This window comes from Rhizobium sp. Root482, from assembly GCF_001426565.1.
GTDB lineage: Bacteria > Pseudomonadota > Alphaproteobacteria > Rhizobiales > Rhizobiaceae > Pararhizobium.
The window spans coordinates 441,851-467,963 of the sequence record NZ_LMFA01000012.1; the positions used below are offsets into that span (position 1 = coordinate 441,851).

The 26,113-nt window shown below is 63.4% G+C and carries 24 protein-coding genes; 15 read left to right on the forward strand and 9 right to left on the reverse strand.

The genetic code is table 11. The annotated features are described in order from the left end of the window. The first annotated feature begins 55 nt into the window (after positions 1-55). The 5 genes from ASD31_RS10135 (at position 56) to ASD31_RS10150 (ending at position 1,615) form a co-directional block, all read left to right on the forward strand. Positions 56-433, forward strand: a complete 378-nt coding sequence (locus ASD31_RS10135) for a hypothetical protein (RefSeq protein WP_056332417.1) — start codon at positions 56-58, stop codon at positions 431-433. Between the two features lie 37 nt (positions 434-470). Continuing rightward, entirely contained in the window at positions 471-716 is a 246-nt protein-coding gene (locus ASD31_RS10140; protein ID WP_056332419.1) for a hypothetical protein, read from the forward strand. A gap of 95 nt (positions 717-811) precedes the next feature. Beyond that, positions 812-946: a hypothetical protein gene (locus tag ASD31_RS26910; protein WP_274534258.1), complete on the forward strand. Its 135-nt coding sequence runs from the start codon at positions 812-814 to the stop codon at positions 944-946. A gap of 4 nt (positions 947-950) precedes the next feature. Then, positions 951-1,202, forward strand: coding sequence for a type II toxin-antitoxin system Phd/YefM family antitoxin (locus ASD31_RS10145; protein ID WP_056332421.1), 252 nt, complete (start codon positions 951-953; stop codon positions 1,200-1,202). Continuing rightward, positions 1,199-1,615: a type II toxin-antitoxin system VapC family toxin gene (locus ASD31_RS10150; RefSeq protein WP_056332423.1), complete on the forward strand. Its 417-nt coding sequence runs from the start codon at positions 1,199-1,201 to the stop codon at positions 1,613-1,615. Before ASD31_RS10145 ends, ASD31_RS10150 begins: the two co-directional genes overlap by 4 nt. Before the next feature lie 9 nt (positions 1,616-1,624). Here the strand turns inward: ASD31_RS10150 and ppdK are convergent, their stop codons facing one another. The 5 genes from ppdK to ASD31_RS10175 form a co-directional block, all read right to left on the reverse strand. Then, positions 1,625-4,291: a pyruvate, phosphate dikinase gene (gene ppdK, locus ASD31_RS10155; RefSeq protein WP_056333198.1), complete on the reverse strand. Its 2,667-nt coding sequence runs from the start codon at positions 4,289-4,291 to the stop codon at positions 1,625-1,627. 111 nt (positions 4,292-4,402) lie between these two features. After that, positions 4,403-6,076, reverse strand: coding sequence for a diguanylate cyclase domain-containing protein (locus ASD31_RS10160; protein ID WP_244483805.1), 1,674 nt, complete (start codon positions 6,074-6,076; stop codon positions 4,403-4,405). Between the two features lie 99 nt (positions 6,077-6,175). After that, positions 6,176-9,640, reverse strand: coding sequence for a chromosome segregation SMC family protein (locus ASD31_RS10165; protein WP_056332425.1), 3,465 nt, complete (start codon positions 9,638-9,640; stop codon positions 6,176-6,178). Between the two features lie 261 nt (positions 9,641-9,901). Then, positions 9,902-10,795 carry a DsbA family protein gene (locus tag ASD31_RS10170; RefSeq protein WP_082520502.1) on the reverse strand — a complete coding sequence of 298 codons (894 nt, stop codon included), beginning with the start codon at positions 10,793-10,795 and terminating at the stop codon, positions 9,902-9,904. Positions 10,796-10,918: 123 nt separating this feature from the next. Beyond that, positions 10,919-11,425 (reverse strand): DUF721 domain-containing protein, encoded by a 507-nt coding sequence (locus tag ASD31_RS10175; RefSeq protein ID WP_056333203.1) that lies wholly within the window; start codon positions 11,423-11,425, stop codon positions 10,919-10,921. A gap of 82 nt (positions 11,426-11,507) precedes the next feature. On the opposite strand from ASD31_RS10175, the gene mutY reads away from it, so the two are divergent. From mutY to ASD31_RS10190, 3 genes are all read left to right on the forward strand, one after another. Continuing rightward, positions 11,508-12,626: an A/G-specific adenine glycosylase gene (mutY, locus tag ASD31_RS10180; RefSeq protein ID WP_056332428.1), complete on the forward strand. Its 1,119-nt coding sequence runs from the start codon at positions 11,508-11,510 to the stop codon at positions 12,624-12,626. Further along, on the forward strand, positions 12,623-13,237 hold the full coding sequence (locus ASD31_RS10185) for an HAD family hydrolase (protein WP_056332429.1): 615 nt from the start codon (positions 12,623-12,625) through the stop codon (positions 13,235-13,237). The genes mutY and ASD31_RS10185 overlap by 4 nt, the downstream gene beginning before the upstream one ends. Before the next feature lie 174 nt (positions 13,238-13,411). After that, positions 13,412-14,452, forward strand: a complete 1,041-nt coding sequence (locus tag ASD31_RS10190) for a calcium-binding protein (RefSeq protein ID WP_056332431.1) — start codon at positions 13,412-13,414, stop codon at positions 14,450-14,452. A gap of 387 nt (positions 14,453-14,839) precedes the next feature. On the opposite strand, the gene ASD31_RS10195 is transcribed toward ASD31_RS10190, so the two are convergent. Further along, positions 14,840-15,964 (reverse strand): site-specific DNA-methyltransferase, encoded by a 1,125-nt coding sequence (locus tag ASD31_RS10195; RefSeq protein ID WP_413813812.1) that lies wholly within the window; start codon positions 15,962-15,964, stop codon positions 14,840-14,842. Between ASD31_RS10195 and ASD31_RS25915 the strand changes: the two genes are divergently transcribed. Then, on the forward strand, positions 15,964-16,164 hold the full coding sequence (locus ASD31_RS25915) for a hypothetical protein (RefSeq protein WP_156392579.1): 201 nt from the start codon (positions 15,964-15,966) through the stop codon (positions 16,162-16,164). The two genes, ASD31_RS10195 and ASD31_RS25915, sit on opposite strands and share 1 nt — an antisense overlap. Here the strand turns inward: ASD31_RS25915 and ASD31_RS10200 are convergent. Then, complete coding sequence (locus ASD31_RS10200) at positions 16,161-16,523, reverse strand: antibiotic biosynthesis monooxygenase family protein (RefSeq protein WP_056332435.1); 363 nt, start codon at positions 16,521-16,523, stop codon at positions 16,161-16,163. The genes ASD31_RS25915 and ASD31_RS10200 overlap by 4 nt on opposite strands. Next, the gene (locus ASD31_RS10205) at positions 16,520-16,849 is read right to left on the reverse strand and encodes an NIPSNAP family protein (protein ID WP_056332436.1); all 330 of its coding nucleotides are present in this window, start codon (positions 16,847-16,849) and stop codon (positions 16,520-16,522) included. Before ASD31_RS10205 ends, ASD31_RS10200 begins: the two co-directional genes overlap by 4 nt. A gap of 92 nt (positions 16,850-16,941) precedes the next feature. Here ASD31_RS10205 and ASD31_RS10210 point away from each other — a divergent pair, with 92 nt between their 5' ends. Continuing rightward, complete coding sequence (locus tag ASD31_RS10210; protein ID WP_056332438.1) at positions 16,942-17,628, forward strand: ArsR/SmtB family transcription factor; 687 nt, start codon at positions 16,942-16,944, stop codon at positions 17,626-17,628. Positions 17,629-17,939: 311 nt separating this feature from the next. Further along, positions 17,940-18,635, forward strand: coding sequence for an HAD family hydrolase (locus ASD31_RS10215; protein WP_056332440.1), 696 nt, complete (start codon positions 17,940-17,942; stop codon positions 18,633-18,635). A 215-nt stretch (positions 18,636-18,850) separates the two neighbouring features. Here the strand turns inward: ASD31_RS10215 and ASD31_RS10220 are convergent, their stop codons facing one another. Next, on the reverse strand, positions 18,851-19,405 hold the full coding sequence (locus ASD31_RS10220) for a hypothetical protein (protein ID WP_056332442.1): 555 nt from the start codon (positions 19,403-19,405) through the stop codon (positions 18,851-18,853). Between the two features lie 277 nt (positions 19,406-19,682). On the opposite strand from ASD31_RS10220, the gene thrC reads away from it, so the two are divergent. The 4 genes from thrC (at position 19,683) to ASD31_RS10240 (ending at position 26,106) form a co-directional block, all read left to right on the forward strand. Beyond that, entirely contained in the window at positions 19,683-21,089 is a 1,407-nt protein-coding gene (thrC, locus tag ASD31_RS10225) for a threonine synthase (protein ID WP_200952161.1), read from the forward strand. A 15-nt stretch (positions 21,090-21,104) separates the two neighbouring features. Beyond that, positions 21,105-22,406: a M16 family metallopeptidase gene (locus ASD31_RS10230; RefSeq protein WP_156392580.1), complete on the forward strand. Its 1,302-nt coding sequence runs from the start codon at positions 21,105-21,107 to the stop codon at positions 22,404-22,406. 176 nt (positions 22,407-22,582) lie between these two features. Beyond that, entirely contained in the window at positions 22,583-23,194 is a 612-nt protein-coding gene (locus ASD31_RS10235) for a GNAT family N-acetyltransferase (protein WP_056332443.1), read from the forward strand. Next, positions 23,194-26,106 carry an EAL domain-containing protein gene (locus tag ASD31_RS10240; protein ID WP_056332445.1) on the forward strand — a complete coding sequence of 971 codons (2,913 nt, stop codon included), beginning with the start codon at positions 23,194-23,196 and terminating at the stop codon, positions 26,104-26,106. Before ASD31_RS10235 ends, ASD31_RS10240 begins: the two co-directional genes overlap by 1 nt. The last annotated feature ends 7 nt before the right edge of the window (positions 26,107-26,113 follow it).

Genomic DNA, 26,113 nt, shown 5'->3' on the forward strand with positions numbered 1-26,113 from the left:
GTTTATCGACATTCCAGGCGCGGCGACGATCCGGCGACCTGAAAGGAGAGCGAGCATGCTGCCTTCCGTGCAGAAGAGCATAGAGACGTCCCCGCCGACGACCGAGACCGGCCTGACGATGGAACTGCTTGAACTCGAGCTTTCGCTCGACGGCTTCGCCACCGGGCCCAAGAGCTTTGCGGCGCATGTCGCAGCGGCAGCGGCCGAGATCGGCGGCGCCTTCCTGTTCGAACTGCCGGCCTCGGGGCTGGTCGAAAATTGCGACCGTATCGCGGTGTTGCGCATTCCGCGGGAGGGCAATGTGGAAATGGCGACGATCTTTGCCTGTCTCGAAGCCGACGGCACCACCATCCGCATCGAGACGCCGGACGAAAGGACGGCGGATCTCAAGAATTTCGCCGAAGCTTTCGTGGATGTCCTGCAGCGCATCTGATAGACGGGACGCTATCAGCAACGTCACGGGGCCTTACATGCATATCCGGAAAATCCTGTCGCTGGCCGTGCTCGCGATCCTTTGCGGCTGCACCACGATGACGCCGGAAGAGCGTCATGAGAGAGACGAGAAAACCTGCCTCTCCTATGGCTTTCGCCGCAATACCGACGCGCTGGCAACCTGCCTGCAGCGCATCGACCTCGACCGCCGCGCCGAATCGCGCGCCTTTCGCTACGGCAATGATGCGACGGTCTGGGGCCGGCCGGTGATCATCCGCGACTGAGGCTCTCCCGATGTCGAGGAGACCGGGTCGCGAACTGGTGCAGAACGCGGTGACGGATGCGCCCGCATCCAACTCCTTCCGCAAAGGGGGCGCCCTTGAAGAAAGGCCTTCACGGAGTTAAGCTGGCTAAGCTGGCTAAGCTGGCTAAGCTGGCTAAGCTGGCTAAGCTGGCTAAGCTGGCTAAGCTGGCTAAGCTGGCTAAGCTGGCTAAGCTGGTTTCAGGAAGGTAATCCGATGCGTGAAGTAGGAGCATTCGAGGCCAAGAATACACTTGGAAACCTTCTCGACCTGGTCGAGCATGGCGAGGAAGTGGTCATCACCCGTCATGGCAAGCCTGTTGCGCGCATGATCAAGGAAACCGGCAGAAGGGATCGTTCTGCCGAAATCGAGGCCGCGCAGAATATCCGAGCCCTTGCCAAGGACATAGCACTGGGAGGTTTCGACTGGGCGGAATGGAAAGCCTATCGTGACGAGGGGCGCCGGTGAGCATCGTCCTCGATTGCTCGGCGACCCTGGCCTTCCTTCTCGAAGACGAACAAACCCCGGCGATTGGTACCCTATTTGACGAGATCGTTCAAAATGGCGCTGTCGTGCCGATTTTATGGCATCTCGAAGTTGCAAACAGCCTGACCCTCGCCGTGCGTAGAAAACGAATTCCGCCAAGCGTGAGGGATCAGTTGCTGATGCATCTGCAAAAGCTCGATATTGCCACGGACATGGTGACGCATATCCACGCCTGGACGGCAACCATCGGGCTCGCCGATCTGCATGGCCTGACAATCTACGATGCCGCCTATCTGGAACTGGCGCAACGCCGCCGGCTGCCGTTGGCGACCCTGGATAAGGCGTTGGTGGCGGCTGCGCGCCAATCGGGCGTCGCCGTCCTGCCGCAGCCATGAGCCTCCCCCTCACCCCTTTCCGTTGATCGCCGCCTGGGCGGCGGCGAGCCTGGCGATCGGGACGCGGAAGGGCGAGCAGGAGACATAGTCGAGGCCGGTCTGTTCGCAAAAGCGGATCGAGGCGGGGTCGCCGCCGTGCTCGCCGCAGATGCCGAGCTTGAGCCCGTTTTTTGTGCGCCGGCCGCGCTCGGCGGCGATCTGGATCAGCTCGCCGACCCCGTCGAAATCGAGGGAAACGAAGGGATCGCGCTCGATAATGCCTTTCTGGACATAGGTATCGAGAAACTGAGAGGCATCGTCACGCGAAAGGCCGAAGGTGGTCTGGGTCAGGTCGTTCGTGCCGAAAGAGAAGAAATCGGCGCTCTCGGCGATGACATGGGCGCGAAGGGCGGCCCGCGGCAGTTCGATCATCGTGCCCACAAGATATTCGATGCTGATGCCCGCTTCGCCGATGACATCCTTCCCCACGGCATCGATGCGTGCCTTGACATAGTCCAGTTCCGATTTGAGGCCGACCAGCGGCACCATGATTTCCGGCACCACCGCTGCCCCGGTTTCGCGGGCCGCCTCGACCGCCGCCTCGAAAATGGCGCGCGCCTGCATCTCGGCGATCTCCGGATAGGAAATTGCCAGCCGGCAGCCGCGATGGCCGAGCATCGGGTTGAATTCATGGAGGGCATCGACCCGGTGGCGCAGGTCGGAGGGCTTCAGGCCCAAAACGGCGGCGACCTCCTCGATCTCGGCGTCGGTCTTGGGCAGGAATTCGTGCAAGGGCGGATCGAGCAGGCGGATGGTCACCGGCAGGCCCTGCATGATCGAGAACAGCTCAGTGAAATCCGATCGCTGCATCGGCAGCAATTTGGCAAGCGAGGCGCGCCGTCCCGCCTCGTCGGCGGCGAGGATCATTTCGCGCATGACATTGATGCGCTCTCCCTCGAAGAACATATGCTCGGTGCGGCAAAGGCCGATGCCCTCCGCCCCGAAGGAGCGCGCGGCGCGGGCATCGGCGGGCGTCTCGGCATTGGTGCGCACCGTCATGCGCCGGCTCTTGTCCGCCCAGGCCATGATCCTGCCGAAATCGCCGGAAAGCTCCGGCTGCAGCATGGGGATCTCGCCCTTCAGCACCTGGCCGGAGGAACCATCGATGGTGATGACGTCGCCGCGCTTCAGCGTCATGCCGGCGGCGATCAGTTGTTCGTTGCGCGCGTCCACCCGTAGATTGCCGGCACCGGACACGCAAGGGATACCCATGCCGCGCGCCACCACGGCGGCGTGGCTGGTCATGCCGCCGCGCGAGGTGAGGATGCCCTGCGCGGCGTGCATGCCGTGAATATCTTCCGGGCTGGTTTCGACGCGCACCAGAATGACCTTGCGGCCTTCCTTGTCGGCGGCGACCGCCTCTTCCGAAGTGAAGACGATCTCGCCGGTGGCAGCCCCCGGAGAGGCCGGAAGCCCGGAGCCGATGATGTCGCGGCGGGCGCGCGGGTCGATGGTCGGATGCAGCAGCTGGTCGAGCGAGGCGGGATCGATACGGCAGACGGCCTCGTTGCTGGTGATCATGCCGGTTTCGGCCATATCGACGGCGATACGCAGCGCAGCCTTGGCGGTGCGCTTGCCCGAGCGGGTCTGCAACATCCACAATTTGCCGCGCTCGATGGTGAATTCCAGGTCCTGCATATCGCGGTAGTGGCCTTCGAGCCGCTGGCAGATCGCCTGAAATTCCTCGAAGGCCTCCGGCATCAGCTTTTCCAGTGACGGCTTGTCGGAGCCGGAGGCGATGCGCGCCGCCTCGGTGATGTTCTGCGGCGTGCGGATGCCGGCGACCACGTCCTCGCCCTGGGCATTGACGAGGAATTCGCCGTAAAGCTCGTTCTCGCCGGTCGAGGGGTTGCGGGTGAAGGCGACGCCGGTGGCCGAACTATTGCCGAGATTGCCGAACACCATGGCCTGCACATTGACGGCCGTGCCCCAGGCGGCGGGGATATTGTGGAGATGCCGATAGGTGATGGCGCGCGGATTCATCCAACTGGCGAAGACCGCGCCGATGGCGCCCCAGAGCTGGACTTCCGGGTCCTGCGGAAAGGCCTCGCCCAGTTCCTCCTCGATCGCCCGCTTGTAGAGCCCGACCACATGCTGCCACTCAACGGCGGAAAGCTCGGTATCGTTCTCATGGCCAAGCCGGCCCTTTTCATCCTCGAGGATTTCCTCGAAGACTTCGTGATCCAGCCCCATCACCACATCGGCATACATCTGGATGAAGCGGCGATAGCTGTCCCAGGAAAAGCGGGCATCGCCGGCATCGTGGCCGAGCGCCTCCACCGTGCGGTCGTTGAGACCGAGATTGAGCACCGTATCCATCATGCCGGGCATGGAGGCGCGCGCGCCGGAGCGTACCGACAGGAGAAGCGGATGCCGGGTATCGCCGAAGACGCGGCCGGTGATCGCCTCCATCCTTTCGATCCCTGCCCTCACCTGCTGCATGAGCTCGGGCGGAATGACGCGGCCATCGTCGTAATAGCGGCCGCAGGCGTCGGTGATGATGGTAAGCCCGGGCGGGACCGGCAGGCCGAGATTGCACATTTCCGCCAGGTTGGCGCCTTTGCCACCCAGAAGGTTGCGATCATCAGCCTTTCCTTCGGCCTCTCCCGCGCCGAAGGTATAAACCCATTTCGTCATGCCGGTCTCCACCCCGAAATTTCCTGCCGCAGGCTACAGCATCCGCCGGCCCTTGGAAATGCGCCACCAAGCAAATTTTGCTGCGGCGCACAAATTTCGAAATGATCATGTCTACCGCTGCGACAAGGCGCCGATCGCTTGCGGCGCGAGCGTTCCGGCCACCCCGACGGCGGATCGACCCTGCCGCCAGGTGCCCCTGCCGCTGGCCTTTGCCTTGTAGAGCGCCGCATCGGCAGCGCTCATCAGTTCGTCGGGATCGAAACCGTTTTCCGATGCAAGGGCAATGCCGATACTGACGCTGATCGCGATCCGCCGGCCTTCGATGTCGAAAGGCTCGCAGAGCGCCTGGATGCAGCGATCGGCGACGCCGGCAGCAGCGGCCGCAGGCGGATATTGCAGGATGGCGAATTCGTCGCCGCCGAGCCGTGCAACAAGGTCGCCGGAGCGCAGGACCGATCTCAGCCTTGCGGCGACCTGCATGAGCAGCAGATCGCCAGTCGCATGGCCATGGGTGTCGTTGACCGGCTTGAACCCGTCGAGGTCGAGATAATGGACGGCAAGTTCCGCACCTGCGCCTCTTGCCACGTTCGCCGCGGCTTCGAGCGCCTCGAGGAACTGCATGCGGTTCGGCAGGCCCGTGAGCGGATCGTGATGGGCAAGGTGGGTGGCATGGGCTTCGGCACGCACGCGGTCGCTGACATCGGCGATCGTCAGGAGAAGCCGCCGCGACGGCCCTTCGTTGAGGATGCGGACATAGATCAGCACATGATGCTCGCTGCCGTCGGATGCCCTCTGGCGCCAGACGGTCCGGGCCTCGCAATCGCCTTCGAGCCCGCGCAGAAGCACGCCGAGCCGTTCGCCCTCTCCCGCTTCGTGAAAATCGGTGATGCGCTTTTCCAGCAGGCGTTCGGCGGCAAGGCCGTAGAGCGCCATCGCCGCATGATTGGCCGCGACGATATCGAGCGTGACGGCATCGCAGATCATCATCGGCATGGGATTGGCATCGAACAGCAACCGAGAGGCTTCCTCGCGGCGCTTGAGATCGGTGATGTCGACGCGCATGCCGATGGCGCCGCCATCGGGCGTGCGGCGGTCGTCATGGCGCAGCCAGCGGCCATCGCGCAGCAATTGTTCCTGCTGGGAGGCGGGAAGCGCGTGACGCTGCATCCGTTCCTCCACCCAATCGGGCTGGTCGGTCACCATTTCCCGCATGTCGCCGCTGTTGAAACTGATCTCCAGGATTTCGCGGAAGGGAATGCCCACCCGCAAATGGCTGGCGATCTCCGGATAGAGCGCGGCATATTCCTCGTTCCACAGGACATACCGATCCTCGGCATCGAAGACGCAGGCCGCCTGCGGCAGCATGTCGATGATGAAGCCCAGGCGCCGCTCGGCGGCTTCCGACTGGCTGAGCGCCTCCTCGTTCTGCCGCTCGAGTTCGAGGCGCATCAGTTCCAGCGCCTTTTCGTCGATCAGGTCTCGCATGACGACGACCGTCAGGCCGTCGCCGAACCGCGCGAAGGAAAGTTCGACGGGGATGGCGCTGCCATCGCCGCGCCGCAGACTGGTTTCCCGGCGAAAGGATCGGGCGGCGGAGGCCGAGACGGAATGCCAGTCCGGAAGAAGCTGCGTGGCCGGGTTCCTGACGATCCCGGCGCCGGCGCCAGTCATGGCGATGGCGACATGATTTGCGTGGACGATCGTGCCATCCGCATCCACGCAGAGGGATGCGACGGGAATTGCTTCCAGCATCATCAGTGCATCGGCGCCTGTGAAATCCGTCAATTCCATCCTCGAAGGCCGATATGTGCTTGTTCAAGCCGCGATCATGCGCCGAGACCGGTAAGAATCCCTTAAACGCCGGCGAGGCTCAACCGGCGGGGCTTAGCTGGCGTCGCGCATCTGCTCGGCGGTCTGCAGATCGACGGAGACGAGCTGGGACACGCCCTGCTCGGCCATGGTGACGCCGAACAGCCGGTTCATGCGCGCCATGGTGATCGGATTATGGGTGATGATGACGAAGCGCGTCTCGGTGGAGGCGGCCATCTCGTCCATCAGATTGCAATAGCGCTCGACATTGTGATCGTCGAGCGGCGCATCGACCTCGTCGAGAACGCAGATCGGCGCCGGATTGGTGAGGAAGACCGCAAAGATCAGCGCCATCGCCGTCAGCGCCTGCTCGCCGCCGGACAGGAGCGTCATGGTCTGGGGCTTCTTGCCGGGCGGGCGGGCAAGAATTTCGAGGCCGGCATCGAGCGGGTCGTCACTCTCGATCAATTGCAATTCCGCCGTGCCGCCGCCGAACAGATGGGTGAACAGCCGCTGGAACTGGGCATTGACGACATCGAAGGCGGCCAGCAACCGTTCGCGGCCCTCGCGGTTGAGGCTCTGGATCGCGGTGCGCAGCTTGCGGATCGCGTCGATCACATCCTCGCGCTCCTTGAGCATGGCGGAAAGTCTGTCGGAGAGTTCCTTCTGCTCCTCTTCGGCACGCAGATTGACGGCCCCAAGCCTTTCGCGCTCGATCTTCAGGCGCTCCAGTTCACGCTCGATATGGCGCATGTCCGGCAGTTCGGCGTCTGCTTCGAGGACGGCCAGCCGCATAACCTCATGCGGCGCGCAGCCCAGCGCCTCGCGGATGCGGGCCTCGACCTCGATGCGCTTTTCGCGCGCCGAGACCAGTCGCTCCTCGGCGCGGCCGCGTTTCTCGCGCGTCTCGGCCAGTTCGGAAAGGGCGATCGTCGCCAGCCTGTCCGCCTCGCGCTGGCGCATTTCGGCAGCGGCGAGCAAATCGGCCGCCTGCCGCCGCGCCTCCTCAGCCTTCGACAATTCGTTCATCAGCGCACGACGCTTGTCGTCGAATTCGTCAGGTGCGGCGAGCAGCTCCTCGGCTTCTTCGCGCGCTTCGCTTTCGCGATCGCGCAAGGTTTCGATATGCTCGCGGGCGCTGGCGGCCCGTCCATTCCAGGTCTGCCGCTCGGCGGCGATGGCACGCAGGCGGCGCTCGCGGGCCTCGTTTTCGCGGGCCAGGCCATCATTGACGGCGCGGGCTTCCGCGACCTGGGCACGGTGCGTCGCAACGGCAGTCATCTGGCCGTTCAGCCGCTGTTCGAGGCCGGCAAGATCGGGCGCATCCTCCAGCGCCTCGCGGGCGGCCTCCATCTGCTCGCCAAGCTCCTCCAGCTGCAGCGTCAGCTGGCTGCCCGTCTCCGCAAGAACCGCACGGCGGCGCACGAGATCGCCGGACGCCCGCTCGGCCGCTGCCAGCGCATCGCGCGTCTCGGCCAGCCTGCGGACGACCATGCGCTGATGCTCGCGTGAGAGGCGCAGCCGCTCATCCTCGGTGGCAATGCGGCCGGTGGCTGCAGCAAGATCCGCCACTTTCCGTTCAAGCTCTTCGCGGGCATCCGCCTCTTCGCCATCAAGTTCGGCCAGCCGGTTCTTCTGCGCAAGGCGAAGGGCCGCAGCACTTGGCGCATCGGCACCGGTGACATGGCCGTCCCAGCGCCAGACGCTGCCCGCCGGCGTCACCAGCCGCTGGCCGGACCTCAGAAGCGGCAGCAGGCGCTCGGCCATGCGATCGTCATCGACCAGGCCGACCTGCCGCAGGGCGCGCTCCAGCATGGCCGGCGCGCGCACATGACGGGCAAGCGGCACGACACCGCCCGGCAGGGACGGATCGCCCGACCCATCGCCAGGCATCCGCCAATGGGCGGGCGCCGCCGGATCGAGCGGCGATTCCAGGTCCTCGCCAAGGGCGGCGCCGAGCGCCGTCTCGAAACCGCGATCGACTTTCATCTCGTCGACCACCGGCGAGGCGCCGCCCTGGAGTGCCGCGGCCTCCAGCATGCGCCGGATGGTGCGGGCTTCGGTCTCGATGCCGTTCAGCCGGGCGCGGGCCGCATCGACCGGCGCACGCGCCTGCGCTTCGCCCAAACGCGCGGCGTCGAGCGCCTCCTCTATCTCGGCGATGGCGCTTTCGGCCTGTTCCAGCGCCGCTTCGGCGGCCTCCACCTCTTCGCGCTTCTCCTGCGGATCGGGAAGTTCCGCGATCTGCCGGTCGAGCGCCTCGATGTCGCGGTTCTGGTCGGACACCTGCCGGGCAAGGCGGGCCTGTCGATCGGAAAGATCGCGGATGGTTCTTTCCAGCTGGTTGCGAGAGGCCTGCGCCTCGGCGCGCTCGGCGGTCAGCAATCCCAGCTCTCTTTCGCTTCCGGCAAGCGTCTCGCTCGCCTCGGCCAGCCGCTCGGCCGCCTCCTCCGCCCGGTCGCCGGCTTCGGCGAGATGCTCGCGAAGTTCGGCCTCCTCCTCATCCAGCCGCGCAAGAATGCCGGCATTGTCGGCCACCAGGCGCTCCTCGCGGGCGATATCCTCGGCAAGCTGCGACAGGCGACGGCTCAATTCGTCGCGGCGGCGCAGGATGCGTCCGGCATCCTCTTCCAGTTGCGCCTTGGCGATCTGCAGGCGCTGCAGGGCAGCAGCCGCCCGCGCCTCGCCGTCGCGCAGTTCCGGCAGTTTCAGGCTGGCGATGGCCTGCGTCTTCGCCGCTTCCATCTGGCCTTGCGCCTTTTCAGCCACCAGCGAGGTCGCCTGGTTCAACTGGCTTTCGGCCTCGCCTTCTGCCGCCTTCGCCTGTACCCAGCGGATATGCAGGAGCATCGCCTCGTGGCGGCGGATATCGGCCGACAGCATCTTGAAGCGATTGGCCTGGCGCGACTGGCGCTTCAGGCTTTCGATCTGGCTTTCGAGCTGCGAAGTGACGTCTTCCAGCCGCTCCAGATTGGTCTCGGCGCCGCGAAGGCGCAGTTCTGCCTCGTGGCGGCGCGAATGCAGGCCGGAAATGCCGGCCGCCTCTTCGAGCAATTGCCGGCGGGCCTGCGGCTTGGCCGAAATCAGCTCGCCGATCCGCCCTTGCCCGACCATGGAGGGTGAGCGTGCGCCGGTGGAGGCATCGGCAAACAGAAGCTGCACGTCCTTGGCGCGCGCCTCCTTGCCGTTGATCCGGTAGACCGAGCCGTTCTCGCGCTCGATGCGCCGCGTCACCTGGATCTCGTCGCTGTCGTTGAAGGCGGCCGGCGCGGTGCGGTCGTAATTGTCGAGATAGAGGCCGACCTCGGCGGTATTGCGGGCCGGGCGGTTTCCCGACCCGGAAAAGATCACGTCGTCCATGCCGGACGCCCGCATGTTCTTGTAGGAATTCTCCCCCATCACCCAGCGCAGCGCCTCGACCAGGTTCGACTTGCCACACCCATTCGGCCCGACGACGCCCGTCAGCCCGCGCTCGATGACGAATTCGGAAGGCTCGACGAAGGACTTGAAACCGAGAAGGCGCAGCTTGGTGAATTTCATGGGCAACCACTGGTGCGCGCGGCAGCGTACCCCCCTCTGTCCCTTCGGGACATCTCCCCCTCAAGGGGGGAGATTGGCCGCGAACTCTGTGCCTCCCTAAGTGACAGGCCCTCAAGGGAAAAGAATGATCCCCCCCCTTGAGGGGGAGATGTCGGCGAAGCTGACAGAGGGGGGTAAACTCTCCGCTCATCTTGCAGCTTGCCGTCACAAAAAACGGGCGCACCGAGGCGCCCGTCTGGCGTTTGCGGGAAACGCGAGGGATCAGAGCATCGAGTCGATAATGGCCGACATGGAGTCAACCGACATTTCTCCGGAGTAACGCTTGCCGTTGATGAAGAAGGTCGGAGTGGCGGCGACGCCGAATTCCTTGGCGCCCTTCTGCATGGTGGCGTTCACATCATCCAGAAGTTTCTGGTTCGTCAAGCAGGTCTCGAAGCTCTCCTGTGTAAAACCGGCCAGTTTCGACATCTGCAGCAGTGCATCGCGGCCATCCTTGGCTGCGGCCCAGGTTTCCTGCTGCTTGAGCAGCATGGACACCATCGGGAAATACTGGCCTTCCGGCGCGCAGCGCGCCAGCATGAAGGCGGCGGCCGCACGCGGATCGAAGGGAAATTCGCGCATGACGAAGCGGACCTTGCCGCTATCGACATATTTCGTCTTGATCGGCTCGAAGGTCTCGTTGTGGAAGCGGGCGCAATGCGGGCAGGTCATCGACAGATATTCGACCACCGTTACCGGCGCATTCGCCTCGCCGATCGCCATGTCCGGCAACGGACCGGGCGCCATCAGCTTGGCGACATCGACTTCGCCTTCCGGCTGGGGCGCTTCGACCTTCGCGGCCGGTGCGGCAGCCTGCGCGACCTGTGTCTCGCCGGCGCTGGCGGCCGGGGTCGCGGCCTCTTCCGCAGGCTTGGCCTCGGTGGTTGCGGCGGCCATCATGGAATTTTCGGCCGGCTTCACCTCGGTCGTGGTGGTTGCCATCATCGAATTTTCGGCCGGCTTAACTTCGGTCGCCGCCGTATCGGTGGCTTCCTTGGCCGGCTCGGCAGTGGTCTCCTTCTGCTCGTCGCTGCAGGCGACAAGCGTCAGCGCGAGCGCTGCCATGGCAGCGCCGCTCAGGAGGCGCTTGAAGGGGCTGAAATCAGAAAGGGACATGGTTCTCACCTATGTAGGAGATGGACGAAAATGTTGAAAAATCGATAACTTGCCTTGCCGGGGGCGACAAGGGGGTGTTGCCTTCCATTGGTCAAACAATCGTGACCGGCCGATGTTTTGCCGTCATTTCCTCTGCGGCGACAGGACGGCGGTGCCGAGCCGGGTCAGGGCCGCCTTCAGCGCGTCGCTCTCGATCCCCTCGACCAGTTCCTCCAGATGGCGGGCCCGCTCGCCGGTCAAAGGTTTCGGCTTGCGCCAGGGTTTTTGCGGCGGCGAGACGGGTTTCTGCACGATCCGCATCTGGCTGACCGCCGGAAAGCCGAAGAAACCGTTGATCCGCTGGATCAGTTCTCCCTGCGCATGGGTGAGGAACAGGGCCCGGGCGCCTTCGCAGGCAATGATCAGAACGCCCGGCTGATAGCCGCCCTCACCCGTCATTTCGGATGCCCGGCGCGGCCAGGCGATCTTTTCCGGGCGGGTGCAATCGGCGAATTCCTCGCCGGCGATCTCGTCCCAGGAACCGAGCAGCAGCGTGCTGATCCCGGCGCGCTTGGCAAGCACGGGGTCGATCAGGCCATTGGCGATCTCGCTGATCTGGACAACGCCCCTGCGGGTGGAAACATGTTTCAATGCGGCTTTCCGTTCCGATTGCGCCTTGAAGGACGGCGGATATTTCTCCAGATATAGGGCCCGAGCAACCTTCCGGCAAATCATGCAGCAGACGATCAGCGCCCGCGATGCCAGCCAAAAACTCCTTGCCTGGTACGACCGGCATCATCGCGACCTGCCGTGGCGGGTTTCGCCACCCATGGCAAAGGCCGGCGTCACGGCCGATCCCTATCATGTCTGGCTCTCGGAAGTGATGCTGCAGCAGACGACCGTGCAGGCGGTCAAACCCTATTTCCACAAATTCCTTTCGCTCTGGCCAAGGGTGAGCAATCTCGCGGCGGCCGACACCGAAGAGGTGATGAAGGCCTGGGCCGGGCTCGGTTATTACGCCCGGGCGCGCAATCTGAAGAAATGCGCGGAGGTTGTCGCCCGCGAGCATGGCGGCATCTTTCCCGATAGCGAGGACGGATTGAAGGCGCTGCCGGGGATCGGCGATTATACGGCCGCCGCCATTGCCGCCATCGCCTTCAACCGGCGCAGCGCGGTGCTCGACGGCAATGTCGAGCGGGTGATATCGCGGCTCGACAGGATCGAAACGCCCCTGCCCGCCGCAAGAACACAGATGCGGGCGCGGGTGGGCGAGATGACGCCGGCCGGGCGTCCCGGCGATTTCGCGCAGGGGATGATGGATCTCGGCGCGACGATCTGCACCCCGAAACGGCCGGCCTGCGCGCTCTGTCCGCTGAACCACGGCTGCCTTGCCTTCCGCGCCGGCGACCAGGAGGATTTCCCGAAGAAGCCCGTGAAGAAGGCGCGCCCCTTGCGTGTCGGGGCGGCCTTCGTCGCCAGCCGCGCCGACGGCGCCGTCTATCTGCGCAAGCGGGCCGAGGACGGCCTGCTCGGCGGCATGACCGAAGTGCCCGGGACAGCCTGGACCGCACGCAAGGACGGTGGCATCACGCTCGACGCCCGACCTTTCGAGGGCGACTGGGAGGATTGCGGCACGATCAGCCATGTCTTCACCCATTTCGAATTGCGATTATCGGTCTATCGGGCAGAAGTCTGCGCCCGCAACGACAGCGCCAATGGCTGGTGGGAGCCGCTCGCCTCGCTCGAAGCGCAGGCCCTGCCTACCGTGATGAAAAAGGCGATTGCCCGGGCCCTGCCCCATGCGTTTTCGTCCGCCATAAGCCCGTCAGTGAACGAGGGAACACCCGAATGAGCATCGAAATCCGCCACATCGTCTTCGACATCGGCAAAGTGCTGATCCATTACGATCCGAATATTCCCTTCAGCCGGCTGATACCGGACGAGGAGGAGCGCAACTGGTTCTTCGCCAATGTCTGCACCCACGACTGGAATATCGAACAGGACCGAGGCCGCGACTGGCGCGAAGCCGAGGACATCCTGATCGCCGAGCATCCGGCCCATGAGGAGAATATCCGCGCCTTCCGCAAGCACTGGCACGAAATGGTGCCGCATGCCTATGAAGGGTCGGTGGCGATCCTGAAAAGCCTGATCGCCCGGGGCCATGACGTGACCATGCTGACCAATTTCGCCGCCGATACATTCAAGCACGCGCAGGAGCTGTTTCCGTTCCTCGCCCTGCCGCGCGGCGTCACTGTTTCCGGCGAGGCGCGGCTGATCAAGCCGGATGTGGCGATCTATGAAAGCCATGCGAGGACATTCCAGCTGGCGCCGGATGCCACCCTGTTCATCGATGACAGCATAGCCAATGTCGAGGGTGCCCGCGCGGCCGGCTGGCATGCCGTTCACTTTACCGGCCCGCAGAAGCTGCAATCCGATCTCCTGGCCTTCGGGATCAGTGCTTGAGAGGAAATGCTGGTGGCCGATGATCCAGGCGCCATGGTGGCGCAATATCCAGCGCGCCGGGGTCATCGAGTGTCCTTCTAGATGTCACCGAATGGCCGCAATTGGTTCAGCTGGCATTCACCTTGCCGATCGCATGATCGCCACCGGAATTAAACCTCACGAAAGGCTTTCTTCATGGCAACGATCCGCGGCACCGATGGCGACGACCTGCTGAAGCAGAACAGCAGGGTCGAGGTTTCGATCTACGGCTATGACGGCGACGACGACATTTATCTGAACCGCACCGATCGCTATGGCGGCAATAATTTCGTCGATGCCGGCGATGACAATGACCTGGTCGTTAATTATTTCGAAGGCGGCAACGACGTCCTTCTGGGCAATGGCAACGATCTCTACATCGCCGAAATCAAGGCCGGCGCCTCCGGCGAATATGACGTCGTCCGCGGCGGCTATGGCAATGACCGCTTCGAGGTCGATACCTATGCGAGCGACTATTACGGCGATGCGGGCAACGACACGTTCTTCTCCGTCGGCTACGACAATTATTTCAACGGCGGCAGCGGCACCGACACAATCAGCTACCAATTGCAGGATGACTATTCCTCGCAGCGCGGCAAGGGCGTGACGGTCGATCTCGGCCTCAAGAAGGCCACGACAGGCTCCGGCCACCGCGAAGACCTGATCAGCATTGAGAATGCCACCGGCACCAATTCCGGCCACGACGACATTACCGGCAGTTCGGCGGCAAACGTGCTGAAGGGCCTCGGCGGCAATGATATCCTCGAAGGGCTCGGCGGCAACGACGATCTCTATGGCGGCTCCGGCCATGACGATCTCTATGGCGGCTCGGGCAACGACATTCTCGTCGGAAATTCAGGCAGCGATTATCTCCACGGTGGCACCGGCACCGATACGTTCGACTTCAATTCGGTCAAGGATTCCGTCACCGGCTCCAACCGCGACGTCATTGCCGATTTCCATCGGTCGGAAGCCGACGTGATCGACCTGCGGACGATCGACGCCAACGAACTGCGCAGCGGCAACCAGGCCTTCACCTTCATTGGCGGGGCGGCGTTCAGCGGCAAGGCGGGCGAGTTGAGACTGTCCTCGTCGTCCGGCATCCTTGGCGGCGACACCGATGGCGACGGCCGTTCGGATTTCCACATCGACATGAACGGCATCACCAAGATGTATGCCGACGACTTCTTCCTGTAGGTCGATGCAGACATGACGTCTGAGAGCTCCGCTTCGGCGGGCTCGTTTCGTTCAAATAGCCATACGCAAACAGAAACGCCCAGGATCCTCTCGAATCCTGGGCGTTTAAGTCTTCTTCCGGGACTGAAGGTACGAAAACCGGACGAAAACTATCTCTGTGCCGAGCAGCTTTCCGCTGCCCTCGAAGGCGAGATCCGCGGTCTCGCATGGTTGATCACGCGGACTGTGCCTGCCTGTGACCAGACTAGGGGCGGATGGTTAAATTGTTGTAAAGGCCGCGCAATCCACTCCGCAATTCATGTCTGCCATGGTCCTCCTCAAAGCGCGAACGCCGCGCATCGGGGATGCACGGCGTTCCAATTCTCTTGCCGGCAATAGCAGCGGCTGTCAGTTGGCCCTGGCCATTTCGCTGCGGATGACGGCGCGCAGGTCGTCGATCGGGCGCAGGCTCTTGCCGTCCTCGTAGTGCCAGAAGGTCCAGCCATTGCAGGCATCGAGCCCCTGCACCTTGGCGCCGAGCCGGTGGATCGAGCCGGCGTCGCCGCCGCTTGCCACGGTTCCATCGGCGCGCACGATGGCGCTATAGCGGCGCCTTGCATCGGTCAGCACCGTGCCGGGCTTGATCATGCCGCTCTCGATCAGCGTGTTGAAGGCGACGCGCGGTTCGGCCTTCTTGCCGCTGAGCACGGACAGCGTCGCCTTGCCGAGCGGCTCGACGGCGTCGATGCGCTGGGTGGCGGCATCGATATAGGCCTGTTCGCGCTCGATACCGACGAAATGCCGGCCCAGCCGCTTGGCAACGGCACCGGTCGTGCCGGAGCCGAAGAAGGGATCGAGCACCACGTCGCCCGGCTTGGTCGAGGCCATCAGGATGCGAGCAAGCAGGGCTTCCGGCTTCTGCGTCGGATGGGCCTTCTTGCCGTCCTCGCCCTTCAGGCGTTCGCCGCCGGAGCAGATCGGAAACAGCCAGTCCGAGCGCATCTGCACGTCGTCGTTGGAGGCCTTCAGGGCATCATAGTTGAAGGTATAGGATTTTCCCTTGGCGCTCGGGCTTGCCCAGATCAGCGTCTCATGGGCGTTCTGGAACCGGCGGCCCTTGAAATTCGGCATCGGATTGGTCTTGCGCCAGATGATGTCGTTGAGGATCCAGAAGTTCAGGTCCTGCAGCGTGGCGCCGACGCGGAAGATATTGTGATAGGAGCCGATCACCCAGAGCGTGCCGGTGGGCTTCAGCACCCGGCGGCAGGCAAGCAGCCAGGCGCGGGTAAAGGCGTCATAGGCCTCGAAGGACACGAACTGGTCCCAATCGTCGTCGACCGCATCGACCAGCGACTGGTCGGGCCTGGTCAGCGCGCCGCCGAGTTGCAGATTATAGGGCGGATCGGCAAAAACGACATCGACCGAATTGTCGGGAAGCGCTTCAAGCGCTGCAACGCAATCGCCCTTGATGATGCTGTCGAGCCAACCGGACGGGCTGGCGGAGGGGCTGGCGCCACGGGAGATTTCGGCCATTGAAACAACTGTCGACATGGGCAACTCGCAAATACGCTTACTCGGAACTGATCAGCGCTTATGGTTACCGAACTTGGTTACCAAATGCTGAAAGAGGGCGTGAAATTCGCGTGATGATGCTGATGAATGAAATCCGCTGCCGCCATCTCCATCATCCCCGCCAATGGAGCGAGGATGATGGAAGCCGCGAATTATCCTAGCGCGCCGACGCCCGTGCTTCGTGAAACACTTGGCTGTCCTGCGGCGCCTCTTCGCGTTCTTTCATGCCGTAATCGCGGATGACGCCGGCGATTCTCAGGCGGTAATCGGCGAAAACGCCGGATCGGCCGGCGTGCTGGGCGGCGCGGTGTTCGGGGCCATTGCGCCAGGCCGCGATCGCCTTCTCGTCGCGCCAGAAGGACAGCGACAGGATCTTGCCCGGCAATTTCAGGCTCTCGAACCGCTCGATCGACAGGAAACCGTCGACTTTTTCCAGGCGGCTGAGCAGTTGCGCGGCGAGATCGAGATAGGCGGCGCGGCATCCATAGGCCGGGGTGACTTCGAAGATGACGGCGATCATCGCGATATCCTCTTCGCATGCGGTTCGGAGAGATTCTTCAGGAAAATCCGGTCCTCCTTCAGGATGAACCGCTCCCTCTTGGCAAACTGGTAGTTCTCGGCCCCAAGCGGATCGGCGGCAAGCCTTGCGCGATAGGCCTCGTAAGCGGCAAGATCGTCGATATTGTAGACGCCGTAGGCCGTGGTGGCGGAGCCTTCGTGCGGACCGAAATAGCCGATCAGGTCGGCGCCGCAGCGCGGGATCGCTTCGCCCCAGTTGCGGGCATAGGCGGCGAATTCCTCGCGCTTGAACGGGTCTATCTCGTAGCGGATGAAGCAGGTGATCATGGTCGTTTCCTTTCGAAACGGGGTGGATGCGGTATTGCGATGATCCCTTTTGCCAGCTTGATTGCGCTCGATGCTTCGGTTACGATCGAACTATGAAAGAAGGCCCCGACATAGCCCAGATCGGATCGCTGATCGGCGATCCCGCCCGCGCCAACATGCTGACCGCGCTGATGAGCGGCAAGGCCCTGACGGCGACGGAGCTTGCCGGCACGGCCGGCATCACGCTGCAGACGGCGAGTTCCCATCTGTCGAAACTGGAGGCCGGCTCGCTGATCAGCCAGCGCAAGCAGGGCCGCCACCGCTATTTTGCGCTGGCTGACGACGAGGTCGGCCTGCTCCTGGAAAGCCTGATGGGCTTTGCCGCCGATCGCGGCTTTACCCGCCATCGCACCGGTCCGAAGGACCCGGCGCTGCGCAAGGCGCGCGTCTGCTACAACCATCTGGCCGGGGATTACGGCGTGCGCCTGCTCGATAGCCTGGTTGCCGAGGAGGTGATCGCCGGCAGCGGCGACACGCTGGCACTGACCGGCGCGGGTCGCGAGAAGATGGCGGCGCTCGGCATCGACCTTTCGGCACTCACGAAATCGCGGCGGCCGGTCTGCCGCACCTGCCTCGACTGGAGCGAACGCCGCTCGCATCTGGCCGGATCGCTCGGTCAGGCGCTGCTCGGCCTGTTTCTCGACAGGGGCTGGGCCGTGCGCGAACCCGGCAGCCGCGCGGTGCGCTTCACCGGAAATGGCGAAAAGGAATTCGCCAGGCTGTTTCCGTTGCCGGGGTGATTTTGTTGACGGCGGGTTTCGATTTCGCGGAGAGTTTACCCCCTCTGTCCCTCCGGGACATCTCCCCCTCAAGGGGGGGAGATTGGCCGCGAACTTTGGGCGCTCCTCACATGGGCTGCGGGGGGAATGGATGATTTCCCCCTTGAGGGGGAGATGTCGGCGTCGCCGACAGAGGGGGTGAAACTCTCCTCGAATGCGTGGCCGCGATTCCCATCCCACCCCTCCCCGCATGGCAGCCTCCCGCCGGGCGTGGTTGAGGTTTCGGGTGGCATCGTGTACATCGCCAGCGTCTTCTTCCCAAGGATACCGGCATGAACAGCATTGACCTCATCATCTTCGACTGCGACGGCGTTCTGGTCGATTCGGAAATCATCGCCAGCGAGGTCGAGGCCGAACTGCTGACGGAGGCCGGTTATCCGATCAGCACCGAAGAAATGGCCGAGCGCTTTGCCGGCATGACCTGGCACAACACGCTGCTTGCCATCGAGAAGGAAGCGGATATTCCGATTTCAGCCTCGCTGCTCGGCCGCGTCGAGACGATCCTCGACCAGCGCCTTGCGCTCGACGTCCAGCTCATCGACGGCGTCAAGCCGATGCTTGCGCAGCTGAAGCTGCCGCACTGCATCTGCTCGAATTCCACGACGGCGCGGCTCTCGCTGATGCTGTCCAAGGTCGGCATCAAGGCGCATTTCGGCAAGCATATCTATTCGGCGCGCGATCTCGGCGAGGACCGGGTGAAGCCGAAGCCGGACATTTTCCTGCATGGCGCGAAACAGTTCGGCATCGATCCGTCGCGTGTCCTGGTCATCGAGGATTCCGTGCACGGCGTCCACGGCGCAGTGGCGGCCGGCATGCGCGTCGTCGGCTTCACCGGCGCCTCGCACACCTATCCCTCTCATGCCGACAAGCTGACGGAGGCCGGGGCGGAAACGGTGATCTCACGCATGAGCGCTTTGCCGGGCGTAATCGCGGCGCTTTCGGAATGGTCGGAAACGCTGATTGCGTGATTTTGAGCGCGAGCTCAAGTTCGCGCAAGTGGAGGGTTTACCCCCCTCTGTCCCTTCGGGACATCTCCCCCACGAGGGGGGAGATCATTCTTTTTCCTTAAAACTTCTTCGTAAGGCGGGCACTACACTCTCGGCCAATCTCCCCCCTTGTGAGGGAGATGTCACGCAGTGACAGAGGGGTGAAGCCGCAATCACGGAAGCCCCCCGAAGCAGCCCTATTTCTTCTTCTTGCCCGAAGCCGGGCCTTCGTCGAAGCCGATATAGACCTTGGCGAAGTCACCGGCGCCGCCTGGAAGGGCGATATCCGCCTTGGTGAAGATGAACTGGCTGGCGCCGGCGCCGGCCGCGATTTCCACCGGAAACTGTGTCAGCTCGGAATAGAGCGTGTTTTCGCCATCGGTGGCGGCGACGCGGATCGGCAGGTTGACGGTGCCCGGTCCGCCGGCCGGCCCGGAAACGACGCGACCCTGCACGACGACGGTCATCACCAGCTGGCTGTCGCTCTGGATGCACTGGCGGGTCGTATCGGCGAGCGACGCCTGGAAGACGATCTGGGTCGGATCGTCCTTGGCGCCCTTGGCATAGGTGCGGTAATTGGCCGTTCCATCGAGCAGGTAGACCTGCGGGCAGGTTCCCTGGATGACGGCGGGAGTCGGGGCGGCTGCACTGCCGCCGGCGTCGATCGCGCCGCCCGTATCAGTTTTGTTGCAGCCCGCGGCCAGCGCGAGAAGTGAAATTGCGAAAAGACGGCTGGAGACTTTACCGAACACCTGTTTAACCCTCTGCCTTGCACGTTGGATGCCGCGAGGGGCGTGACTGACCGTAAAATAAGGTATTTTTCGGTTTTTCGCCCCTGCAACTGGGTCTTTCAAGACCCTTGGCGATGGTCTATAGCAGCGACGCATCGAAAAATCGATTGGAGTCTGTGACAGGAAGCTCGAATTTTCCGATGCGCTGAACAGGTCGTTCAGAGGGCGGGTCGATGCGGTTCGCCTATGGTGACGAACAATCCCGCCGCGTGCCCGTGGCAGAACTCTATGACGAAGGATGGTCGCGGTGAAATATGTTTCGACACGGGGCGAAGCCCCATCGCTGGGTTTTTGCGACGCGCTTATGGCGGGCCTCGGGCGCGATGGCGGGCTTTACGTACCGGAGCAATGGCCGAGCTTTTCCAAAAGGGAAATCCGGGCGATGCGCGGAAAATCCTACCAGGAGATCGCCTTCACCGTTCTCAGCCCCTTCGTCGACGGCGAGATTGCCGACGACATTTTCCGCGAGATGATCGCCGAGGCCTATGGCACCTTCCGCCATCCTGCGATCGCGCCGCTCGTCCAGACCGGGCCGAACGCCTTCATCATGGAGCTTTTCCACGGCTCGACGCTGGCCTTCAAGGATGTGGCCATGCAATTGCTGGCGCGGCTGATGGACCATGTGCTGACGACGCGCGACCAGCGCGCCACCATTGTCGGGGCGACCTCGGGCGATACCGGGGGTGCCGCCATCGACGCCTTTGCCGGGCGCGACCGCACCGATATCTTCATCCTGTTTCCACATGGCAAGGTTTCCCCGGTGCAGCAGCACCAGATGACCACGTCGAGCGCCACCAACGTCCATGCGCTGGCGATCAAGGGAAATTTCGACGACTGCCAGACCCTCGTCAAGGCGATGTTCAACGACACTGCCTTCCGCGACGGCGTGGCGCTTTCGGGCGTCAACTCGATCAACTGGGCGCGCATCATGGCGCAGATCGTCTATTACTTCACGACCGCGCTTTCGCTCGGCGCGCCCGACCGAAAAATCTCCTTCACCGTGCCCACCGGCAATTTCGGCGATATTTTCGCGGGCTATGTCGCAAGGCAGATGGGCCTGCCGATCGACAAGCTGGTCGTTGCCACCAATGAGAACGATATTCTCGCCCGGGCGCTCAAGACCGGCCGCTACGAGATGCGCGACGTCAAGGCGACGACCTCGCCCTCGATGGACATCCAGATTTCCTCCAATTTCGAACGGCTGCTGTTCGAGGCCAACGACCGCGACGCCTCCAAGGTACGCGCCGCCATGGCGAGCCTGAAACAGTCCGGCGCCTTCGAGATCGAGGAGAAGGCGCTGAAAGCCATCCGCAAGCTGTTTCGCGCCGGCCGAGCCTCGGAGAAGGACGTGGCGCGCACCATCGCCTCGACGCTGGAGGCAACAGGTTACCTGCTCGATCCGCACAGCGCCATCGGCGTCTTCGTGGCCGGCCGCAACGAGAAGCCGGGCGCGCCGATGGTGACGCTCGCAACCGCCCATCCGGCCAAATTCCCCGACGCGGTAAAATCGGCCAGCGGTATTGACCCGGCGCTTCCAACGTGGCTTGCTGACCTGATGGACAAGGAGGAGCGTTTCGATATTCTGGAGGCAGACCTCAAGGCCGTCGAAAGCTTTATCGACGCGCGCGCCCGCATCCGGACATAGGACGCAGAAAGACGTATGATGAAAGTAGAGTGCACCCGGCTCCAATCCGGGTTGACGGTCGTCACCGAGAACATGCCGCATCTGGAAAGCGTGGCTCTCGGGGTCTGGATCAAGTCCGGCTCGCGCGACGAAACGAAGAACGAGCACGGGATTGCCCATCTGCTCGAACATATGGCGTTCAAGGGCACGGCACGACGCACCGCGCGCGATATCGCCGAGCAGATCGAGAATGTCGGCGGCGAGGTGAATGCCGCGACATCGACGGAAACCACCTCCTATTATGCCCGCATCCTCCAGGACGATGTTCCGCTGGCGGTCGATATCCTGGCCGATATCCTGACGGAATCCTCCTTCGACGAGGACGAACTGCAGCGGGAAAAACACGTCATCCTGCAGGAAATCGGCGCCGCCGACGACACGCCGGACGATGTGGTCTTCGACAAATTCGCGGAAACCGCCTTTGCCGACCAGCCTGTGGGGCGCCCGATCCTCGGCACGCCGGAAACCGTTCTCTCCTTCACGCCCGACCAGATCCGCGCCTATCTCGGCCGCAACTATACGACCGACCGCATGTTCGTCGTCGGTGCCGGTGCGCTCGATCATGACCGCTTCGTGCGCCAGGTCGAGGAGCGTTTCGCGAGCCTGCCGCAAAAGCCGGCGGAATCCCCGATCGCGGAAGCCGCCCGCTATATCGGCGGCGAGGTGCGCGAGGACCGCGACCTGATGGATGCGCAGGTGCTGCTCGGCTTCGAGGGCAAGGCCTATCATGCCCGCGATTTCTACTGTTCGCAGATTCTCGCCAATATTCTCGGCGGCGGCATGTCCTCGCGGCTGTTCCAGGAGGTGCGCGAGCATCGCGGCCTCTGTTATTCGGTCTATGCCTTCCATTGGGGCTTTTCCGATACCGGCATTTTCGGCGTGCATGCGGCGACCGGCGGGGAGAACCTGCCGCAACTGATGCCCGTCATCATCGAGGAACTGCGCAAGTCGTCGATGAATATCGAGCAGCAGGAAATCGACCGGGCCCGCGCCCAGATCCGCGCGCAATTGCTGATGGGCCAGGAAAGCCCTGCCGCCCGCGCCGGCCAGATCGCCCGGCAGATGATGCTCTACGGCCGCCCGATCCCCAACGAAGAACTGATGGAGCGCCTGTCCGGTATCACCGTCGAGCGCCTGACCGACCTTGCCGGCCGGCTGTTCTTCGACACGGTGCCGACGCTTTCCGCCATCGGCCCCTTGGAGAAACTGGCGCCGATCAACGACATATTGAGCGGACTGACGAGCGCCAACGCGACCCGCAAGGCCGCCGGCATGTGATCCGGTCTCCTTTGCGCGCGCTCGGCCTTCTCCCTGAGGGCAGAGCCCCATCGGAGACGACGATTGCAGCGAACGGGAAAAGAACGATCCCCCCTCTTGGGGGAAATGTCACGGAATGGCGGAGGGGGCTGAGCCGCAGGGCGCTCGCTCCGTCGAAACAATGCGCGGAGGCTTGCATGACACGATCGGTCTTTCGGTTTCTGTCAAGGCAGCCGGAGCCGGTCGAGATTGCCAGTGCGACGCACTTGCTGCGCCTGCCGAAAATGAGCGACTACCGGCAGTGGTACGCGCTGCGCAGCGAAAGCCGCGCCTTCCTCGAGCCCTGGGAGCCGGTCTGGCGTGCCGAGGACATGACCGAGAGCGCCTTTCGTACCCGCGTGGTGCGCAACGAGCAGGAATTTTCCTCCGGCCAGGCCGTTCCCCTGTTCATTCTCTCGCGCAATGACAACCAGCTGCTCGGCGGGCTGACGATCGGCTATATCCGGCGCGGCGCCTCCCAATGCTGCATGATCGGATACTGGATGGGCGAGCGTTTTGCCGGCAAGGGCCATATGGCCGAGGCCGTCAAGCTCGTTGTTCCCTATATCTTTTCGAGCCTTCAGTTGCACCGTATCGAAGCAGCCTGTATTCCCGGGAACCACAGAAGCATCCGGCTCCTTGAAAAGGCCGGGTTTCAACGCGAAGGCTATTTGCGGAAATATCTGAAAATCAATGGAGAATGGCAGGATCACCTGATGTTCTCCCTGCTTCCGCAAGACAGCTTTCCAACGAAGAATTCGAGCGACTGATGTATTTGAATCGCCTGCCGTTTCGCCTGCCCGTTCAAAGGCTCCTGGTGCTCTTCTGCGCCGTGACGGCGATGATCGGCTTTCTGGGCGGCGGCACGGCGATGGCGACGGAGCCGGTCAAGATTTCCCGGGAGGACACCGCGCTCGACCTGACGGCGACGACGGAGATCTATACCGGGCGCGGCGAGGCGTTCCAGGTGTCGACGGCGCCCGGCACCGACGGCATCGTCCGGCGCATCGAAGTGCGCTCCAGCACCGAGAACCACCAGGGCGACTGGGCGGTGTTCGCGCTCGCCAATGTCTCGGAAGAACAGCTCGATCGCGTCATCGTCGCGCCGCATTTCCGGCTGGTGAATTCAAAACTGTTCTGGCCGGATCTCGGCTCGCAGCGTATCCTGTCGATCACGCCATCGGAAGGCTTTGCGCTCGACAGGCAGCCGAGCGACGAGGCCGACGTCTTCCGCATCACGCTCAACCCCGGCTCCGTCATCACCTTCGTGGCCGAACTGGCGGGGCCGGACCTGCCGCAGATCTATCTCTGGCAACCGGACGCCTACAAGGACACGGTCAACGCATTCACGCTCTATCGCGGCATCGTGCTTGGCATTGCCGGGCTGCTGGCGGTGTTCCTCACCATCCTCTTCGTCGTCAAGGGCACGTCGATGCTGCCGGCGACGGCGGCGCTCGCCTGGGCGGTGCTTGCCTATATCTGCGTCGATTTCGGCTTCCTGTCGAAGCTGATCTCGATCACCGCCGGCGACGAGCGCATATGGCGGGCGGGAACGGAAGTCTTCCTGGCCGCAGGGCTGGTGGTCTTCCTCTTCACCTACCTCAACCTCAACCGCTGGCACCAGCATCTTTCCTATGCGACGCTCGCCTGGATTCTCGGGCTCGGACTGCTGTTCGGCGTCGCCATCTACGACCCGGCGATCGCCTCGGGCATTGCGCGCCTGTCCTTTGCGCTGACGGGAACGGCCGGCATCGTGCTCATCGCCTATCTCGGCTTCAAGAGCTATGATCGGGCGATCCTGCTCGTGCCCGCCTGGCTGCTGATCCTCGTCTGGCTGTTCGGGGCCTGGCTGACCGTGACCGGGCAGTTGGCCAACGACATCGTCCAGCCGGCGCTCGGCGGCGGTCTGGTGCTGATCGTGCTCCTGATCGGCTTCACGGTGATGCAGCACGCCTTTGCCGGCGGCGCCTATAGCCAGGGCCTGTTTTCCGACCTCGAGCGCCAGTCGCTGGCCCTGACGGGTGCCGGCGATACGGTCTGGGACTGGGACGTGGCGCGCGACCGTGTGGTGACCATTCCCGATATTTCCGCGCAGCTCGGCCTTTCGCCCGGCACCATGCACGGCCCGGCGCGCAACTGGCTGCCGCGCCTGCATCCGGACGACCGAGACCGTTTTCGCGCGACGCTCGACGTGCTTTTGGAGCACCGCAAGGGCCGCCTCAACCACGAATTCCGCGTCCGCGCCGAGGATGGCCATTATCACTGGCTGTCGATCCGCGCCCGGCCGGTTCTTGGCGCTAATGGCGAAATCATCCGCTGCGTCGGCACCATCAGCGACATTACCGAGCAGAAGAACTCGATCGACCGGCTGTTGCACAATGCGCTCAACGACAACCTCACCGGCCTTCCCAACCGGCAGATCTTCCTCGACCGGCTGCAATCCATTCTGTCGCTGGCGCCGGGTGCCAGCGCCGTTCGCCCCACCGTCATCACCGTCGATATCGATCGCTACAAGCAAGTGAACGAGGCACTGGGCATCGCCGCCGGCGACAATATCCTGATCGCGCTGACGAGGCGCCTGCGGCGGCTCTTAAAACCGCAGGACACGCTCGCCCGTCTCGGCGGCGACGAATTCGGCCTGATCCTGATGTCGGAGCGCGATCCCGCCAAGGTCGCTGATTTCGCCGACGCAGTCTCCAAGGCGATCATGGTGCCGCTCAATTTCGGCAACAAGGAAATCAACCTGACCGCCTCGATCGGGCTTGTCTCCTGGGTCGACCAGCAGGAAAACGCCGCCGGGCTGCTCGACGATGCCGAGCTGGCGATGTTCCGCGCCAAGAAGGCCGGCGGCAACCGGGTGGAACCGTTCCGACCCGCCTTCCGCGCCTCCGGCACCGACCGGCTGCAGCTGGAAAACGACCTGCGCCGCGCCATCGAGCGAAAGGAACTGAGCCTCGTCTACCAGCCGATCGTGCGGCTTGCCGATGCCGAGATCGCCGGTTTCGAGGCGCTGATGCGCTGGGAGCACCCGAAGCGCGGCAGCATTTCGCCGACCGAATTCATTCCCATTGCCGAAGGCTCGGACCTGATCAACCAGCTCGGCATGTTCGCCTTCGAAAGGGCGACCAGCGATCTTGTGGAATGGCAGATCCAGACCGGCGAACTGCCGATCTTCGTTTCCGTCAACCTGTCGAGCGCGCAATTGCTCAACAATGACCTCTATGACGATGTTCGGGCGGTGCTCAACAAGAACCGCTGCGACGCGCACAAGGTCAAGGTGGAACTGACCGAATCGGTGGTGATGGAAAATCCGGAACAGGCGCGGCTGGTGCTGCAGAAGCTGAAGGATGCAGGCCTCAAGCTGGCGCTGGACGATTTCGGCACCGGCCATTCCTCGCTCGCCTATCTCACCCGCTTCCCCTTCGACACGATCAAGATCGACAAGGCGCTGGTTAAGGATCCGAGCGACAAGCGCGCGATCCTGCTGCGCTCGGTGATCACCATGGCACGCGACCTGGAGATGCAAGTGGTGGCCGAGGGCATCGAATCCGAGGAGGACGCCATCCAGCTTTCGCAAATGGGCTGCGACTTCGGCCAGAGCTTCCTCTTCGGCCCGCCGATCGGCTCGGAATCCATCCAGCGGCTGCTGAAGGAGCGCTTTCCACTGATGAAAAGGGCTTAGGTTATGT